This window comes from Streptomyces sp. NPDC027189, assembly GCF_055566975.1.
The window spans coordinates 469,713-486,917 of record NZ_JBVHRI010000001.1 but is presented as its reverse complement, the minus strand read 5'-3'; the positions used below and the strand labels follow the sequence as shown (position 1 = coordinate 486,917).

The window sequence follows — 17,205 nt, the reverse complement described above, 5'->3', positions numbered from 1 at the left end:
CATGGTCACGTTCCTGCCCTCCCGCCCGGGACGCCTCGCCGACGTGCCGTCGTTCGAGCGGGGGATCGGGGGCGCGGAGTCGAACGTGGCGTGCGTGCTGGCTCGCGCCGGGCACACCACGAGGTGGGTCAGCCGGGTGGGCGCCGACGGCTTCGGACAGCATCTGGTCGAGCGCATCGGCTCGTACGGGGTCGACGTGAGCGCCGTACCGCGGGATGCCGCACGTCCCACGGGCATCTACTTCCGTACGGCGGGGGACCGGGCGACCGACGCCCACGAGGTCGCGTACTACCGGGCCGGATCCGCCGCATCCGCGATGGCGGCGGAGAACGTGGACCTGACCGCCGTCCGTTCGGGCCGCGTGCTGCACCTGTCCGGCATCACCGCCGCCCTGTCCGACGACTGCCTGGCCCTGCTGCGGACGCTGGTCGCTCCCGGCCCCGGCCGCCCTCTCGTCTCGTTCGACGTGAACCACCGGGTGACCCTCTGGAACGGCCAGGACCCGGGCGCTGTCCTCATGGAGCTTGCCCGTGGCGGCGACCTCGTCTTCGTCGGCGAGGACGAGGCCGAGGCCGCGTGGGGCATCACCGGCGGCGCGTCGGCGATTCGTGCGGCGCTGCCCGAACCCCGGGCCCTGGTCGTCAAGCAGGGGGCACGCGGCGCAACGCTCTTCGAGCGAGCCGAGGAGCCGCTCTCAGCCCGTCATGGGGGTCCCCCCTGTTCGAGCGAAGCCGAGAACTCGGGGGAGTTCGAGGACGAGCGCGAAGCGCGATACGGGGGCCCGGGGGCGCTGCATCCACCAGCGGCTCCGCCGCGGGCCCCAGGTACGGGAAGGGAGGGGGCGACAACCCGCAGGCCTCTCACCGACGCCGCACCCACCCGCGACACCGTCACCTTCGTCCCCTCCCTCCACGTCGACGTCGTCGCCCCCGTCGGCGCCGGGGACGCCTTCGCCGCCGGGTTCCTCTCCGCCACGCTGCGAGGACTCCCGGCCAAGGACCGGCTGCGGCACGGTCACCTCATGGCCGCCGCCGCGCTCACCGTGCCCGGCGACCTCGCCGCGCCTCCCGGCCGGGTCCACGCCGACCGGCTGGCCGCTCTGGACGACGGCGCGTGGGAGACACTTCGACTCGGCCCCGGCTGGACCGAAGCCGTCGACCAAGCCGTCGATCGGGCCGAGGAGGAGGTACGTACCCCATGAGCCAGACCGTCGACCGAGCGCTGAGCATCCTGCCGCTGCTCGCCGAGGGGCCCGCCGACCTCGGGCAGGTTGCCGACCGCCTCGGCGTCCACAAGTCCACGGCGCTCCGCCTCCTGCGCACGCTCCACGAGCACGGTCTGGTCTATCGCCAGTCCGACCAGCGCTACCGCCTCGGCGCCCGTCTCTTCGCGCTCGCCCAGGAGGCCGTCGAGAACCTGGACATCCGGGAGATCGCCCACCCCCACCTCGTACGCCTCAACGAGCAGTGCGGGCACACCGTCCACCTCGCGGTGTACGAGGAGAACGAGGTCCTCTACATCGACAAGGTGGAGAGCCGCTATCCCGTGCGCATGTACTCGCGGATCGGCAAGCCGGTCGCCATCACCGTCGCCGCCGTCGCGAAGCTGCTGCTCGCCGACCTTCCCGAGGCCGAGCGCCGCGTCCTCGCGGAGAAGCTCGACTACCCCATGTACACGGCCCGTTCGATCCCCAACGCCCCGGCCTTCCTCAAGGAGCTGGCGACGGTGCGCGAACAGGGCTGGGCCACCGATCTCGGTGGCCACGAGGAGTCCATCAACTGCGTCGGGGCCCCCATCCGCGGCGCCGACGGGCGTGTCGCCGCCGCGATGTCGGTCTCCGCGCCCAACGTCGTCGTCACCGCCGACGAACTCCTCACACTGCTCCCGCTGGTGCGCCGTACCGCCGACGCCATCAGCCGCGACTACTCAGGAAAGCCGCCGAAGGACCCCAGCTAAGGACCCCGTATGACAGACAAGATCGCCCTCACCCCCAAGACCCACACCAGCCCGCCCGCCAAGTTCTCGCACGGCGTGAAGAAGGGGAACATCCTCCAGGTCGCCGGACAGGTCGGCTTCCTGCCGGCCGAGGAGGGCAAGCCCCCGACGCCCGCAGGCCCGACCCTGCGCGAGCAGACCCTCCAGACGCTCGCCAACGTCCGGGCGATCCTCGAAGAGGGCGGTGCGAGCTGGGACGACGCGATGATGATCCGCGTCTACCTCACGGACGTCGACCACTTCGCCGAGATGAACCAGATCTACAACGCCTACTTCGAGGAGCAGGACCTCACCGCGCCCCCCGCCGCCCGCACGACGGTCTACGTCGGCCTGCCGGCCGGACTCCTCATCGAGATCGACGTACTGGCCGTACTCGGCTGACGTCACTCGTGAGCCGGCGGTCGGCATTCGTGAGCTGACGCTCGTCACTCCTGAGCCGGCGCTCCTCCCGCAACTCCCGCACTCCGTACGTCGTCACGGTGCGGCGCCCGTCATCCCGGGGCGCCGCACCGCGATACCCCCTGCCCTGAAAGCCCCATGCACTTACGGAACAGAGGCCCTCCATGCCGTCCCCCTTGTTGTCGTATCCGCTCGCAGCGACAGCCCCAGCCGCCCCCGAGACCCCACCCCACACCGGTGGCCTGCTCCTCCTCGTCGATGGCACCGCAGGCCTGCTCACGGTCGCGGCCCTCGGTATCGCCCTCCTCCTGGTCCTGATCATCAAGGCCAGACTCCAGCCGTTCGTCGCCCTGCTCGCCGTCTCCATAGCCGTCGGCCTCGCGGCCGGACTCTCGGTCACCGAGCTCTTCGGCACGGTCCAGCGGTCCACGGCCGTCTCCGTCATCGAGTCCGGCATGGGCGGCATCCTCGGCCATGTCGCGATCATCATCGGCCTTGGCACCATGCTCGGCGCGATCCTCGAAGTCAGCGGCGGCGCCGAGGTGTTGGCGTCCCGGCTGCTCAACCTCTTCGGCGAGAAGCGGGCGCCGCTGGCGATGGGCCTCACCGGCCTGATCTTCGGTATCCCGGTCTTCTTCGACGTCGGCATCTTCGTCCTCGCGCCGATCGTGTACGCCGCCGCCAAGCGCTCCGGCAAGTCGATCCTGCTCTACTGCATGCCGCTGCTGGCCGGCCTGTCGATGACCCACGCGTTCCTGCCCCCGCACCCCGGCCCGGTGGCGGCGGCCGGTCTCCTCCACGTCCAGCTCGGCTGGGTCATCCTCATGGGCATCGTCTGCGGCATCCCCGCCGTGCTCGCCGCCTGGGTCTTCTCCGCCTGGATCGGCAAGCGGATCTTCGTCGCCGTGCCGCAGGACATGGTCGAGGCGGCGGCGGAGGCCAAGCTGGCCGTCATCGAGGAACAGCGTGCGGCCGGCGTCGAACCGCGTGAGAAGCCGGTGCCGCTCGGCACGGTCCTCGGCATCATCGGTACGCCGCTGGTGCTGATCCTCGCGGCCACGTTCTCCTCGATCGCCCTCGACCCCTCCACCGGCCGCTCGGTCATCGAGTTCTTCGGCAGCCCCTTCGTCGCCCTCACGATCGCGCTGCTTCTCGCGTACTACCTCCTCGGCATCCGCCGCGGCTGGTCCCGCAAGTCCCTCGAGACGGTGTCGACTTCGTCCCTGAAGCCGGTCGGCAACATCCTGCTCGTGGTCGGCGCGGGCGGCATCTTCGGCGCCGTGCTGAAGGCGAGCGGTGTCGCGCAGGCCCTCTCCGACACCTTCAACGACGTCGGCCTCCCGGTGATCGTCCTCTCCTACCTGATCTCCGTGGTCCTGCGGGTGGCCCAGGGCTCGGCGACGGTCGCGATCGTCACCACGGCCGGCATCGTGGCGCCCCTGCTCGCCGAGGGCCACCACTCCCAGGCCTTCGTCGCCCTCGTCATCATGGCGATCTCGGCGGGCTCCATCTTCGCCTCCCACGTCAACGACGGCGGCTTCTGGATGGTCGCCAAGTACTTCGGCATCTCCGAGCGCGACACCCTCAAGTCCTGGACCGTCCTGGAGACGGTGCTGTCGGTGGCGGGCTTCGCGGTCGCGGCGGTGCTGAGCCTCTTCGTCTAGGTCCCCCTCTCTCCGCTCCCCCTCTCAGGCCCGATCGGCAGTTCTGTGACCTTCCGCGGGCAGGGCAGGGGGAGTCGAGGGTGGCCGCCGCACCCATCGGTCCGTACACCGTCGAGCGCGCACTGGGCGCTCGGCTACCACCCGGACAAATGGGGACCGGGGCGGTCATCGGACGGTATCTGTGCGTCCCCTGCGCCCGATTGAGTCCGACGAGGCGTGGGGGGCGACTGTTCCCGACACAGGATCTTCGACCATACTGCCCGCTGTGGAGCAGCGCATAGGTTCGAGCAGCCATCCCGTGGACGTCCCCGCCGCCGCGGTCGATCCGGCGTACATCCCCGGGCTCACGTCACCAGCCCCGGCGGAGCCGGAGGACGCGGTCGAGGAGACCGCGACCGAGGAGGCCACGACGGCCGAGACCGCGACCGAGGAGACCGCGACCGAAGAGGCGGCCTCCGACGAGGTCACGGACGAGGCCGCCGAGGAGGCGGACCCCGACGGCCCCGTCTTCGAGGCGTCCGACCGGCGTGCCTCGATCACGGCCGACCACCGCGGCCTACGACTCCGCCTGGACGACCAGGAGTGCGAGTTCCGCTGGGACGAGATCGGCGCCGTCGAGACGGAGGCGCCGCGCTTCGGCAAGCGGTTCACCGTCACGGTGCACACACCGGACCGGCGCTGGTACCCGGTCGAGATCGAGGCCAAGGCCAAGTCCCAGCACAAGGAGTGGGAGGCCGCGCTGGACGAGGTGCTGGACGCGTACTTCGAAGAGGGCGCGGACGAAGAGGACCCGGCCGAGGAAAGCGCCCCGTAAGAGGCGCGGGGAACTGCGTGACCAGCCGCGGCCGGCCCGCAGTTCCCCGAGTGCCTCATCGGCTCGTGACGGGCCATGCGCTCGTCACGAGCAGTACTGCGCCTCCTTGCCGATGGACCGGTACATGCAGTCCGCGTTCTCCAGCAGTTGCAGCACCGCGTCCCGGTTGCGTGACGTCTCCCGCTCGATGACCTCGTCGGGCGGGTAGAAGCCCCCGCCGGAGCTGGACGTCGGATACATCTCGAAGGTGTAGCTGAAGATCTTCTGGGTGCCCCAGAGATAGTCGTCGATCGAGCCGTCCGTGATGTACAGGTCGCTGGACTGCTCGGGCGTGTAGCCGTTGCTGGCGGCCATCTTCTCGCCGACGGTCCTGAAGGCGTTGTAGTCGTCCGCCGTCATGCCGGTGGTGGTGTTCGAGTAGGTGTAGCCGAACGGCCACAGCACCAGCTCGCTGTAGGTGTGGAAGTCGATCCCGGCGGTGATCTGCTGCTTGCCGCCGACGATCCGGCCGCGTACGAAGTCGGCGACGACCTTCACCTCGGGCGCCGACTCGGCGGACGCGCCCCGGTAGGTCTCGGACGACTTCGACCCCGAAGAGCCGCCGCAGCAGCCCCACTTGTAGTTCCAGTTGCGGTTCAGGTCCGTGCCGACGTACGACGAACCGGAGTTGGGCTGGCGGTTCTTGCGCCAGGAGCGGTACGAGCCGGTGGCGATGTCGTACTCGCCGCCGTCGGGGTTGAGGTCCGGGACGATCCAGATCTCGCGGTTGTTCACCATGTTGGTGACGCGGGAGTCGCTTCCGTAGCCCGCGCCGAGCTCGCGCAGCAGGTACAGCGCCATCTCCACCGTCAGGTGCTCGCGGGCGTGCTGGTGGAAGGTGAAGAGGACCTCGGGCTCGTTCTCGTCGGTCGCCACGTTGTCGCTGACCTTGATGGCGACGATGTCCCGGCCCTGGTACGACTTGCCGATCACCTTCTTGCTCATGATGCTCGGGTACGCCGCCAGCCGCTGGTCGATCTCCGTGTTCATCTCGGCGTAGTTGTGGTACTTCGAGTCCGCCGAGGGGAAGTCGAGGATCCGTACGTCGTCGGCGCCGTTCGAACGGTTCGGCGCCGAGCCCAGCAGGGAGACCTGGTAGCCGAGTCGGCGCAGCTTCTTGATCTGGTCCGCGCGGCCCGAGACGACGACGGTCTCCTCGTCGGCCTCGTCCACGGTCACGCCGGCCTGCTGGATCGCCGTACGGGTCACGGGAGTCGTGCTCTGGTGGATCTCGTACTGGCGGATGTCGTCGGACGAGGGCGCCGGTGCCTTCGTGGCGCTCGCCGTGGCGTCGGTGGCGGTGGCGGTGAGGGGTGCCGCGAGGGCGAGGGCCGCGAGCACGGCGAGGGCGGCGGTGCGCCGTCCGCTTCTGCTGTTGCCGTCGGGACTGCCGCTGCCGCGTATGCGAAGTCGCATGAAGTCTCCTTGTTTCTCCAGGAATTCCGGGATCTCCGGAATGTGGGGAGTGGAGCGGGGGGTGGTTCATGGCGACGTGCCTGATGCGGGTGTGGCGCTCATCGTGAGGCCATGGCATGAGCAGGTCAAGGGACGACAAAGAGGCCAGGGCGGGAATCGGCCGAAAATCGGCCTGACCATGTGTGCGTCGCGTGGTGATCCCCGCGCGCTCCCTTGTGCCCCCGCCCCCTTTACGATTTCTTGAATCGCATGACGGAGACCGCTGGGAAGTCCGGGAAGTCAGCGTCGGGTGAGGCCATCTCCGGTCCCCGCAAGTCCAGTTGGAAATACATCGGCCCCGGCATCGTCGTCGCCGCGACCGGCGTCGGCGCCGGGGACCTCGTCGCGACGCTCATCGCGGGCAGCAACTTCGGCTACACCCTGCTCTGGGCCGCCGTGATCGGCTGCATGGTCAAGATCTCGCTGGCGGAGGCGGCCGGACGCTGGCATCTGTCCACCGGGCGCACCCTCTTCGACGGCTGGGCGAGCCTGGGCCGGTGGACGACGTACTTCTTCGTCGTCTACGCGGTCGTCTGGGGCTTCGTCTACGGCGCGGCGGCGATGTCGTCGAGCGCGCTGCCGCTGCAGGCGCTGTTCCCCGGCGTCTTCCCGGCCGACTGGTCGATCAAGCCGTGGGCGGTCATCTGCGGGCTCGTCGGCCTCGTCTTCGTCTGGTTCAACAAGTACGAGGTCTTCGAGAAGGTCATGACGGTGCTGGTGGGCGTGATGTTCGTGGTCACCGTCTACCTGGCGATCCGCGTCACCCCCAACCTCGGCGACGCCTTCGCGGGGCTGCTCCCCGTCCTGCCGGACGAGAAGGACTCGATCCTCAACACGCTCGGTCTGATCGGCGGGGTCGGCGGCACCATCACCCTGGCGGCGTACGGCTATTGGGTCAACGCCAAGGGCTGGACGAACACCGGCTGGATGAAGGTGATGCGGCTCGACAACCGGGTCGCGTACGCCACCACCGGCATCTTCGTCGTCGCGATGCTCTTCGTCGGCGCGGAGCTCCTGCACTCCGCGAACGTGGCCATCGCGAACGGTGACAAGGGCCTGATCCAGCTCGGTGACATCCTGGAGGCGGAGTACGGCACGGCCACCGCCAAGTTCTTCCTGATCGGTTTCTTCGCGACCTCCTTCACCTCGCTGATCGGCGTCTGGCACGGCGTGAGCCTGATGTTCGCGGACTTCGTGGTGCGCTACCGCAAGGGCGCGGCGACGACCGGGGAGGAGGTCGCCTCCGGCGAGCGGGAGAGGTCGTGGCCGTTTCGCGCGTATCTGCTCTGGCTGACCTTCCCGCCCATCGTGCTGCTGTTCCAGGGCCAGCCCTTCCGCCTGATCATCCTGTACGGCGTCCTGGGCGCGGCCTTCCTCCCCTTCCTGGCCCTCACCCTGATCTGGCTCCTCAACTCCTCCCGCACGCCCGGCGAATGGCGCAACGGCGCACTGAGCAACTCCATGCTGGCCCTCGCCGGACTCCTGTTCCTGATCCTGTGCGTGAAGCAGATCTGGGACCAGCCGTGGTCGGAGTTCTTCTAGCGCCCGCCTGCTTCCGTACGGGTTACTTGAGCAGCTCGCGCCACTTCGGGCTGAGGGCGATCGTCCTCAGCTCCTTCATGGTCAGCGCGGGGGTGGCGCGGGTCGCGGCGCTCTCCTGATTCCCGGAGTTGAACGCGCTGACGACCACGCGCATGCCGTCGGTCCTGATGGTGTCGGCGGTCCACATCACGACCCCCTTGCCGCCCTTCTCACCGGCCGCCTTGCGCGTGGTGACCTTCGTGCCGTCGGGCAGGGTCTCGGCGTCGGAGCCGAAGAGCTGGCCCTCGACGTCGGACATGTCGGCCTGCACATTGATCTGGACGAGGCTCCTGCCCTTGCCGTCGTCGGCGATCACGTAGGCGTACTCGCTCTCCTGGCCGCCCTTCGCCTTCACCTCGACGTCCTTGGGGAGGAGTGAGACGAGGGTGGACGCGACCGCCTTGCCGTCGGCCGAGGGCCGCGGGGCCGTCGACGGCGCCGTCTCCTTCCCCTTCGCCTTCTTCGGGATGGCGTCGACGGCGGTACGCCACGCCGTGGACGTGACGACCTTCTTCAACTGCGCCGGCGACAGCGGCGGATTGGCCCTGCTGACGGGAGCGTCCTTCTCGGCCGGCGCGTTCCACTCGTACACGCTGATCTGCTGGCCCTTCGGGGTGACGAGCTGCGCGTACCAGTTCTTCGTGTCCGCGCGGCGGTCCGGGTACTCGTACCCCTGGAAGATCATGAGGGCGGAGCCGTCGGCCAGCTTGCTTGCCGTGCAGGCGTCGTAGGACACCAGGTTCTTGTCCGGGCACGTGGTCGACTCCCGGGCCATCTGGCTCCCCGGGTCGATGCGACCCAGCCCGACCTCGACGGCCGCCTTTCCGTCACCGTCGTCGTACACGACATGGGCGGTCGGGCCGAGGACATGGCTGGTGGAGCGTGCCTGCTCTCCGCTGAACTTGCCCGACGGGAGCAGCCCTTCGAGCGTCCGGAGCAACTCGGCTCCCGACACCTCACTCGCCTGGCTGCCCGTCCGCACCTTCGACGGGCTCGCGGCCGACTGCTGCGGCTGTCCGGCGTCCGCCCCCGGCATCAGCAGCGCCCCGCCCACCCCCACGAGTGCGAGACCGGCCACGCTCCCGGTGATCGCGATGCGGCGCCGCAGTCGCAGCCTGCGCCCGCGCGTATGCCCGGCGGCGGCCAGGGCCCGCCGGTCGGTGTCGAAGGTGTCGCCCGCGTGGCGCAGGGCCTCGCCGAGCCGGTCCTCGAAAGGGTCTTCGACGGGGGAGTTTTCGGCATGCATGGGGAACCACCGTTTCTGAAGAGAAGTGAGTGAGAGAGAGGCGAGAGCAGAGGGCGGTCAGGGTGTCGCGTGCTCGTTGAGGCTGTCGCCCAGCAGGGCCCGCAGCTTGGCCAGGGCGCGGACGCAGCGGGTGCGTACGGCGGCCGAGCTGGTGTGCATCGCGTCGGCGGTCTCCTCGATGCTGCGGTCCTCCCAGTAGCGCAGGACCACCACGGCCCGGTCCTTCGGGGGCAGCCGGCGCAGCGCCTCGACCAGGGTGAGCCGCAGCGGCGTGTCACCGTCGGCGGTGCCCGGGTCCGGGACGTCCGGGACCACGTCGGTCGTGCGCTCCCCGCTGCTGCGCAGCCGCCGGTGGGCGAGGAACGTACGCGTCAGGACGGTCTGCGCGTACGCCGCCGGATTCTCGCTCCGGGACACCCGCCCCCAGCTGACGTACATCCGGCCGAGCGCCTCCTGCACGAGGTCCTCGGCGAGATGCGTGTCACCGCCGGTGAGCAGACACGCCGACCGGTACAGATGCCCCGCCCGGGCCGCCGCGAACTCCGCGTAGTCGTCCGCACCGACCTGTCTCATGCGCTTTCCCCCCGGTAGTCGCCACCGTCCTCACTCCATTGATGCGGTGGGCCCCCGGAAATGTTTCACCCCGCTCGCCGCGGTCGCGACGAGCGGGGTGGGATGGTTCTTTCTTGCTACAGCGCGTGCACGTGCGGGCCCACCGCGTTCGACCACGCGTTGCCCGCCGACGCGTCCCAGTTCGTCGACCAGGTCATCGCTCCGCGCAGGTCCGGGTAGGTCTTGGACGGCTTGAAGGAGCCGCAGTTGGTGGCCTTGGTCAGGCAGTCGAGGGCGTTGTTCACGATCGTCGGCGATACATAGCCGCTGCCCGCGCCGCTGGTGGAGGCGGGGAGGCCGAGGCCCACCTGGGACGGAGCGAGGCCGCCCTCCAGCTGGATGCAGGCGAGCGCGGTCAGGAAGTCGACCGAGCCCTGCGAGTACACCTTGCCGTCGCAGCCGAGCATCGAACCGCTGTTGTAGTACTGCATGTTGACGACGGTCAGGATGTCCTTGATGTTCAGGGCCGTCTGGAAGTACGCGTTCGACGTCGACTGCATGTCGATGGTCTGCGGGGCCATCGTGATGACGAGGGACGATCCGGCCTTCGACGACAGGGACCGCAGGGCCTGCGACATGTACGTCGCGTTGAGACCGTTCTCCAGGTCGATGTCGACGCCGTCGAAGCCGTACGTCTGCATGAGGGAGTAGACGGAGTTGGCGAAGTTCGTCGCGGAGGCCGAGTCGCTCACCGACACCGTGCCGTTCTGGCCGCCGATGGAGATGATGACCTTCTTGCCCGCGGCCTGCTTGGCCTTGATGTCGGCCTTGAACTGGTCGACGGTGTAGCCGCCGAGTCCGGCCGAGTCGAGGGTGAAGCTCACCGCGCCTGGTGTGCCGGTGGCGTCGGCGAAGGCGACGGCGATGATGTCGTACTGCGACTGCACGCCGGAGATCTTCTGGACCGTGGCGCCGTTGTTGAAGTTCTGCCAGTAGCCCGTGACGGCGTGCTTCGGCACGGTGCCGCCACCGCCGCCGGAGGACGCGGTCGTCGTGCCGGTGACCGCCGACGACTTCGCCGACTCACCAGCCGAGTTCGTCGCCGTGACCTGGAAGGAGTACGACGTCGAGGCGGCGAGCCCGGAGACGGTCGCCGACGTCCCCGTCACCGACTGGACCTTCGTACCGCCCTGGTAGACGTTGTAGCCGGTCGCGCCCGACACCGTGTTCCAGGACAGGGACACGGAGGAGGAGGTCGTGGACGCGACGGACAGACCGGCCGGCGTCGCGGGGACCGTGGGGGCCGGGTCGCCGCCACCGCCGCCGTCGGGCCCGTACACCGACAGGTCGTCCGCGTAGTACGCGGCCTGCCCGTACCAGCCGTGCGTGTACACCGTCACCGAGGTCGTCGACGCGCCCGTCGTGAAGGTGGTCGTCAGCTGCTTCCAGGAGGAGGAGTCGGGCGTCCACGTCGACACGTCCGTCGTCCCGGTGCCGGTCGCGCCGAGGTAGGTGTAGCCGCCCTGCACCCAGGCGCTCAGCGTGTACGTCGAGTTGGGCTTGACCGCGACGGTCTGGGTGCACTTGGCGTTGTCCTGCCCCGCGGGCGTGCCCTTCAGCGCGGCCGAGCCGCCGTGCACGGGGGAGGAGACGGTCGTACCGCTGCTCGCGGAACAGGTCCAGTTGCTCAGGCCCGACTCGTAGCCGCCGTTCTTGGCGTTGTTGACGTCCGCGGCCGAGGCCTCGCTGGCGAGACCGGTGAGGGTGAGGGCTGACGCGGCGAGCGCGGCGGCGAGGAGTCCCGCCCAGGTGCGTCTGCGTCCGGGCATGCCTGATACGCGGTCCACTGGGACCTCCGGTGAGGGGGAGGGGAGGGGGGATACGGAACGGTGGCCACCGTTGGATGTACAAGCTGGTCCAGACCAATTCGGTTGTCAAGACCTCTGGAGCCATCAACACCCTTGTCCGGACGTCGAGTTGCGGCATATGCGGCTCACTCTCCGTTGATCAAGCCCACACCTTCGGTGAGTTGATCTCGGGAAGTCGGTGTTGAGCGGGGCATGCCGTGGATATGGTGCTGATGCAAGAGACGTCACAGTGACGATCTGTGGCCATCTGTGACGGTCCATGGCGAAACAGGGGCGATCTGAGGCGGCGGTTGACCACCCCGCCGCAGCGAACGGGGTGTGTGCAGCGTGCCGACCGCGATAGCCGTCACCAGTCCCGATCTGGTGCTCCCACCGCACGACCGGCAGACCCCGCCCGCAGTCGTCCAGCCGCTCGACACCCTCGAAAGCTCCCTCACCGGGATGCACGCGCTCATCGAGCAGCACGGGTACGTCATCTCGCTCTACCCGTCCTCCGTCTCCGGTGACGTGACCCGGCGACTGCACACTGTGCGCTCCGTCCTCGAGAGCGACCGCATCGCGCTGCTCGGCATCGACCTGCCGCCGCTCGGACTCGCCCTGCTGGCCCAGCAGTTGCGCCAGCTGTCGGTCTGCGACTTCAGCCCGGGTGTGCTGGCCTCCTCCGCCCGGCTGCTCGCCCACTACATCTACGCCGGTGCCCTGCTCGGCTCGGTCGCCAAGCTCGACCGGGTTCCGGTGTCCCTGAAATCGCACGCCAAGTCCTGGGTGCCGGGCGCCCAGTTCGCCGTACTGGCCAATCCGCGACCGCAGCTCGTCAGAGTCGGCCAGGAGGAGCTGCCCGGGCCCGAGTTCGGCACCCGGCTGCTCGTCGCCTCGGGTCAGCCGCCCTCCGACTGGGTCACCGCAGAGCTCGCGCCCGCCTGGCGGGTGCAGGGCGTAGCGACCGTGCCGCTGCCGGAGGAGTCGGCCCGCTGGTGGGGCACGTCGCGGCTCGCGGAGTTCGCCGCCGGCCTGTACGACGTCTCCGTGCTCTACCAGCTCGTCTCGTCCGTGCGGCGGGAGGAGTGCCACTGGTGCGGCCTCGAACTCATCGGGGACCGTTGCGGGTTCTGCGCCGCGCCGCTGCCACCGCCTTCACCGTCGCAGGGGCTTCCGGCCGCCGCCGTCCGGGCAGCCTCTTCGGTACGCGCGCTGCCCCGAGGCGCCACGTAAGCACAACTCCACAACACCAGGAACGACCGCTCGACCCCGCCGTCCCCCGCAGATCGAGGTTGTCCGGATCATGAACTCACGCCAGCGCCGCGGCGTCATCCTGCTGGTCCTCTCGGCCCTGTGCGCCCTGGGCGCCTTCGCCGGAGTGCTCTCGGTGATCCGTGACGTGAACTCCAAGGTCGGCCCGGAGGTGGCGGCGTACCGCCTGAAGGGCGACATCGCGCCCTACAAGGAGCTGTCGGCCGACCAGTTCCAGAAGATCTCGATGCCCAAGCGCTGGCTGTCGTCCACGGCCGTCACCAGCCTCTCCCAGATCCGCGGCAAGATCGCGGTCACCCAGCTGGAGAAGGGCTCCCTGCTGCAGACCGACATGATCGTGGACCGGCCGGAACTGACCGCCGGGCAACAGGAGATCGCGATCATGATCGACGCGGCGACCGGCGTCGCGGGCAAGATCAACCCCGGTTCCCGGGTCAACATCTACGCCACCTTCAAGGCCGAGAACGACAAGGGCACCGACCAGTCCAAGGTCATTGTCGAGAACGCCCGCGTCATCGACGTCGGCAAGCTCACCGCGCTCGACCCCGGCCAGTCCACCTCCGACCGCCGCAACAGCGCCACCCAGGCCGTCCCCATCACCTTCGCACTCGACACCGCCGACGCCCAACGCGTGGCGTACGCCGAGTCGTTCGCCGAACACGTCCGGCTGGCCCTGGTCGCGGGCGGCTCCGACGCGACCGTCGCGCCCGGCGACCGTACGTACACCCTCGACGAGGACAAGTAGGAGGCCGCTCATGAGGTCCATGCCTACGAGGCGGTGCCGATGGCCGCGCACGGGGTCGATGCGTACGGGCCTGTGCCGATGGCCGCGCACGGGGTCGATGCGTACGGGGCTGTGCCGATGACCATCCGCATCCTGCCGGCTGTCGGTGACATCGACTCGGCCCGCGCGCTCACCACCCTGCTGAGCCAGCTCGCCGACGCCGAACCGGCCCCGCCCGTCCCCGACTCGACGGCGCTGCTGGACACACTGGCGAGGCTGGCCGCCGAGTCCCTCGACGAACTGCCGGAAGTGGTCCTGGTCCACGAACGGATAGGCCCCGTCCCGGCGTTGGACCTGATCCGCGACCTGGTGATGCGCTTCCCGGCGGTCGGCGTCGTCCTCATCACCGCCGACGCCAGCACCGGCGTCCTCACCGCCGCCATGGACTCCGGCGCCCGCGGCATCATCGGCCTGCCGCTGGGCTACGACGCCCTCGCCGAACGCGTCCAGGCGGCCGCCGCGTGGTCCGCCGGCATGCGCCGCCACCTCGGCAGCGGTACGCCCGAGCTGTACGCGGGGCCCGGCGGCACGGTCGTCACGGTGACCGGCGCGAAGGGCGGCGTCGGCGTGACGCTGACCGCCGTCCAACTCGCCCTGGCGGCAGCGGCGTCGGGCCGCACCGTGGCGCTGGTGGACCTCGACCTCCAGTCCGGGGACGTGGCGTCGTACCTGGACGTGCAGTTCCGACGGTCGGTCGCCGACCTCGCCGGCATCAGCGACATCAACCCACGGGTCCTCCAGGACGCCATCTACACCCACGACAGCGGTATCGGCCTGCTGCTGGCCCCGGCCGAGGGCGAACGCGGCGAGGAGGTCACCGACCGGGTGGCCCGCCAGGTCCTGTCCGCCCTGCGCTCCCGCCACGACGTGGTGGTCGTCGACTGCGGCTCCCAGATGAACGCGGCGACCGCCGCCGCCGTCGAAATGGCCGACCAGGCGCTGCTCCTCGTCACCCCGGATGTCGTCGCCGTCCGCGCCGCCAAACGCATGGTCCGCATGTGGGACCGCCTCCAGATCCGCAAGGCGGAGGAGACGACGACGGTCGTGAACCGTTTTTCGAGGGGTACGGAGATCCAGCTCTCTCTCGTCGAACGCGTCACCGGCACCAAGGTCGCCCGCTCCGCGGTCCCCGCGGCCTTCAAGGAACTCCAGTCCGTGGTCGACGCCGGCCGGCTCCAGGACCTGGACACCCGCTCGACGGTCAAACAGGCCCTGTGGGCGCTGGCGGGCGAACTGGGGCTTGTGGTCGCCCAGGAGGGCGGGGGCGGCGGCAGGCGTCGTAAGGCGTCGTCGGACCGGGGCGCGCTCGCGCTCCGCCGACGGGGCGGCGACAGGGGAGCGGTCACCCTCGAATTCGCCGGGATGTTCCCGCTGTTGCTCGTGGTCATGACGATCCTGTGGCAGTGCGTGCTGTACGGCTACTCGTACTCGCTGGCCGGGAACGCGGCGGACGAGGCGGCGCGGGCCGCCACGGCGGCGAACGCGGTCACTCCCGGTGCGTACGAGGGCGCGTGCGAGGCGGCGGGGAGCAAGCATCTGCCGGGGGCCTGGAGCGGGGCGGAGATCAATTGCACCCCGGCGGGCTCGGTGATGAAGGCCACCGTCAAGGTCGATGTGCCGCTGTTCTTCCCGGGGTTCGACGCGGGGTGGCATGTGGACGGGGACGCGGGGGCGGCGCTGGAGGGAGACGGCGGATGAGCGTTCTCCAGTTGCCTGGTCGTCGGTTTCCGCCGCGACGGCGTGCGACCACGGCGGCGCGGTCCGGCGGTGCCGAATCCGCCGCCACCCCGGCGAAGCCGAGTCGCGCGGCCCGGCCGCGGCGGCGCCGCTGGGACGACCGCGGCGTCTCCATCCTGGAGTTCGCCGGGTTCCTGCCCATCCTGCTCGTCATCGGCCTGGCCGCCATCCAGCTCGGCCTCGTCGGCTACGGCATCAACCAGGCGGGCACCGGGGCGCGAGCCGCCGCGCGGGTCGCCTCGCAGGACGGCGACGGCTCGGCGGCGGGCCACGCGGCCGTGAGCGGATGGCTGCACCCGGACGTTCCCCCTCCCGCCAGGGGCGCCGACACGACCACTGCGACGGTCACTGTCCACGTCCCCTCCGTCATCCCCCTCTTCGGCGCCGTGACCGTAGTACGCCACGCCACCATGCCCACCGACGACTGACCGGGAGGAGCCGAAGCCATGAGCCTGCGTTCCCGCATAGCCACCCCCGACGAGTCGGGCCCCGCCCGTGAGGACGGCCATCTCGTCGCCGTCTACCGCGCGAAGCTCCTCGAAGAGATCGACCTCGCCGAGATGTCCAGCCTGGCGGCAGCCGAACGCCGCGTACGCCTGGAGCGCGTACTGGGCCACATCATCAGCCGAGAGGGCCCGGTCCTCTCCACCGCGGAACGCTCCCAGCTGATCCGCAGGGTCGTCGACGAGGCACTCGGCCTCGGCGTCCTCGAACCGCTCCTCGCCGACGCGTCGATCACCGAGATCATGGTCAACGGACCCGACTCCATCTTCGTGGAGCGGGCCGGCCGCGTGGAGCAGCTCCCCCTGCGCTTCGCGTCCAGCGAGCAGCTCATGCAGACCATCGAACGCATCGTCTCGACGGTCAACCGCCGCGTCGACGAGTCGAACCCTATGGTCGACGCCCGCCTCCCCACCGGCGAGCGCGTCAACGTCATCATCCCGCCGCTCGCCCTGACCGGCCCGACGCTCACGATCCGCCGCTTCCCGCGCGCCTACACCCTCCCGGAGCTGATCGGCCTCGGCTCGCTCGACGAGCAGATGCTCATGCTGCTGGCGGCCTTCGTCAGGGCCCGCTTCAACGTCATCGTCAGCGGCGGCACCGGCAGCGGAAAGACGACGCTCCTCAACGCCCTCTCCGGCCTGATCCCGTCCCACGAACGCATCATCACCATCGAGGACTCGGCCGAACTCCAGCTCCAGCAGGAGCACGTCATCCGCCTCGAATCCCGCCCCCCGAACGTGGAGGGCAAGGGCCAGATCACCATCCGCGACCTGGTCCGCAACTCCCTGCGCATGCGCCCCGACCGCATCATCGTCGGTGAGGTCCGCGGCGGCGAGACCCTCGACATGCTCCAGGCCATGTCGACCGGTCACGACGGCTCCCTGGCCACCGTCCACGCGAACTCCGCCGAGGACGCGCTGATGCGCCTCCAGACCCTGGGCTCGATGTCCGAGGTCCAGATCCCCTTCGAGGCCCTGAAGGACCAGATCAACTCGGCGGTCGATGTCGTCGTCCAGCTGGCCCGGCACGCCGACGGCTCCCGCAAGGTCACGGAGATCGCCCTGCTCGTCTCGCACGGCCGCGAGCAGTTCCGTATCGCGCCCGTCACCCGTTTCGTCCCCCGCCCCGTCGGCCCCGACCGCATCGTCCACGGCCACTTCGAGCACCTCCCCCTCCCGCGTCAGATCGCGGAGAAGCTGTACGTCGCCAACGAGCCGCTGCCGCCCGCCTTCGGCGTCGCGGAGGCCATCGACGTACTCAACACGAGGCAGGCCATCGGATGACGTCCCCCACCGTCGACTCCTCCTCCGAAGGGA

The 17,205-nt window shown here is 69.8% G+C and carries 15 protein-coding genes; 11 read left to right on the top strand and 4 right to left on the bottom strand.

Going from position 1 to position 17,205, the window contains the following annotated elements; genetic code table 11:
• Nucleotide 1: 1 nt before the first annotated feature.
• The 5 genes from ACZ4RZ_RS02235 to ACZ4RZ_RS02215 all read left to right on the top strand — a co-directional run bounded on the left by ACZ4RZ_RS02235 (nt 2) and on the right by ACZ4RZ_RS02215 (nt 4,872).
• On the top strand, nt 2-1,201 hold the full coding sequence (locus ACZ4RZ_RS02235) for a sugar kinase (RefSeq protein ID WP_467741937.1): 1,200 nt from the start codon (nt 2-4) through the stop codon (nt 1,199-1,201).
• Nucleotides 1,198-1,956: an IclR family transcriptional regulator gene (locus tag ACZ4RZ_RS02230; protein WP_467741160.1), complete on the top strand. Its 759-nt coding sequence runs from the start codon at nt 1,198-1,200 to the stop codon at nt 1,954-1,956. The genes ACZ4RZ_RS02235 and ACZ4RZ_RS02230 overlap by 4 nt, the downstream gene beginning before the upstream one ends.
• A 9-nt stretch (nt 1,957-1,965) precedes the next feature.
• Nucleotides 1,966-2,376: a RidA family protein gene (locus tag ACZ4RZ_RS02225; protein WP_467741158.1), complete on the top strand. Its 411-nt coding sequence runs from the start codon at nt 1,966-1,968 to the stop codon at nt 2,374-2,376.
• 197 nt (nt 2,377-2,573) lie between these two features.
• Entirely contained in the window at nt 2,574-4,058 is a 1,485-nt protein-coding gene (locus tag ACZ4RZ_RS02220; protein WP_467741935.1) for a GntP family permease, read from the top strand.
• 265 nt (nt 4,059-4,323) lie between these two features.
• On the top strand, nt 4,324-4,872 hold the full coding sequence (locus ACZ4RZ_RS02215) for a hypothetical protein (RefSeq protein ID WP_467741156.1): 549 nt from the start codon (nt 4,324-4,326) through the stop codon (nt 4,870-4,872).
• Between the two features lie 84 nt (nt 4,873-4,956).
• On the opposite strand, the gene ACZ4RZ_RS02210 is transcribed toward ACZ4RZ_RS02215, so the two are convergent.
• A complete protein-coding gene (locus tag ACZ4RZ_RS02210; RefSeq protein WP_467741154.1) occupies nt 4,957-6,327 on the bottom strand; it encodes a M14 family metallopeptidase in 1,371 nt (456 codons plus the stop codon).
• A 249-nt stretch (nt 6,328-6,576) separates the two neighbouring features.
• Between ACZ4RZ_RS02210 and ACZ4RZ_RS02205 the strand changes: the two genes are divergently transcribed.
• A complete protein-coding gene (locus ACZ4RZ_RS02205; protein WP_467741152.1) occupies nt 6,577-7,908 on the top strand; it encodes an Nramp family divalent metal transporter in 1,332 nt (443 codons plus the stop codon).
• A gap of 22 nt (nt 7,909-7,930) precedes the next feature.
• Here the strand turns inward: ACZ4RZ_RS02205 and ACZ4RZ_RS02200 are convergent, their stop codons facing one another.
• The 3 genes from ACZ4RZ_RS02200 to ACZ4RZ_RS02190 form a co-directional block, all read right to left on the bottom strand.
• Nucleotides 7,931-9,193, bottom strand: a complete 1,263-nt coding sequence (locus ACZ4RZ_RS02200; protein WP_467741150.1) for a hypothetical protein — start codon at nt 9,191-9,193, stop codon at nt 7,931-7,933.
• 57 nt (nt 9,194-9,250) lie between these two features.
• A complete protein-coding gene (locus tag ACZ4RZ_RS02195) occupies nt 9,251-9,766 on the bottom strand; it encodes a SigE family RNA polymerase sigma factor (RefSeq protein WP_467741148.1) in 516 nt (171 codons plus the stop codon).
• A gap of 116 nt (nt 9,767-9,882) precedes the next feature.
• Nucleotides 9,883-11,574, bottom strand: a complete 1,692-nt coding sequence (locus tag ACZ4RZ_RS02190) for a chitinase (RefSeq protein ID WP_467741146.1) — start codon at nt 11,572-11,574, stop codon at nt 9,883-9,885.
• Between the two features lie 366 nt (nt 11,575-11,940).
• Between ACZ4RZ_RS02190 and ACZ4RZ_RS02185 the strand changes: the two genes are divergently transcribed.
• The 5 genes from ACZ4RZ_RS02185 to ACZ4RZ_RS02165 all read left to right on the top strand — a co-directional run bounded on the left by ACZ4RZ_RS02185 (nt 11,941) and on the right by ACZ4RZ_RS02165 (nt 17,172).
• On the top strand, nt 11,941-12,825 hold the full coding sequence (locus ACZ4RZ_RS02185) for a hypothetical protein (RefSeq protein WP_467741144.1): 885 nt from the start codon (nt 11,941-11,943) through the stop codon (nt 12,823-12,825).
• 70 nt (nt 12,826-12,895) lie between these two features.
• Nucleotides 12,896-13,609, top strand: coding sequence for a Flp pilus assembly protein CpaB (gene cpaB / locus ACZ4RZ_RS02180; RefSeq protein ID WP_467741142.1), 714 nt, complete (start codon nt 12,896-12,898; stop codon nt 13,607-13,609).
• A gap of 117 nt (nt 13,610-13,726) precedes the next feature.
• Nucleotides 13,727-15,346: an AAA family ATPase gene (locus ACZ4RZ_RS02175; protein WP_467741933.1), complete on the top strand. Its 1,620-nt coding sequence runs from the start codon at nt 13,727-13,729 to the stop codon at nt 15,344-15,346.
• Nucleotides 15,343-15,813 carry a TadE/TadG family type IV pilus assembly protein gene (locus ACZ4RZ_RS02170; RefSeq protein ID WP_467741140.1) on the top strand — a complete coding sequence of 157 codons (471 nt, stop codon included), beginning with the start codon at nt 15,343-15,345 and terminating at the stop codon, nt 15,811-15,813. The genes ACZ4RZ_RS02175 and ACZ4RZ_RS02170 overlap by 4 nt, the downstream gene beginning before the upstream one ends.
• A gap of 18 nt (nt 15,814-15,831) precedes the next feature.
• Complete coding sequence (locus tag ACZ4RZ_RS02165) at nt 15,832-17,172, top strand: CpaF family protein (RefSeq protein ID WP_467741138.1); 1,341 nt, start codon at nt 15,832-15,834, stop codon at nt 17,170-17,172.
• Nucleotides 17,173-17,205 lie beyond the last annotated feature (33 nt).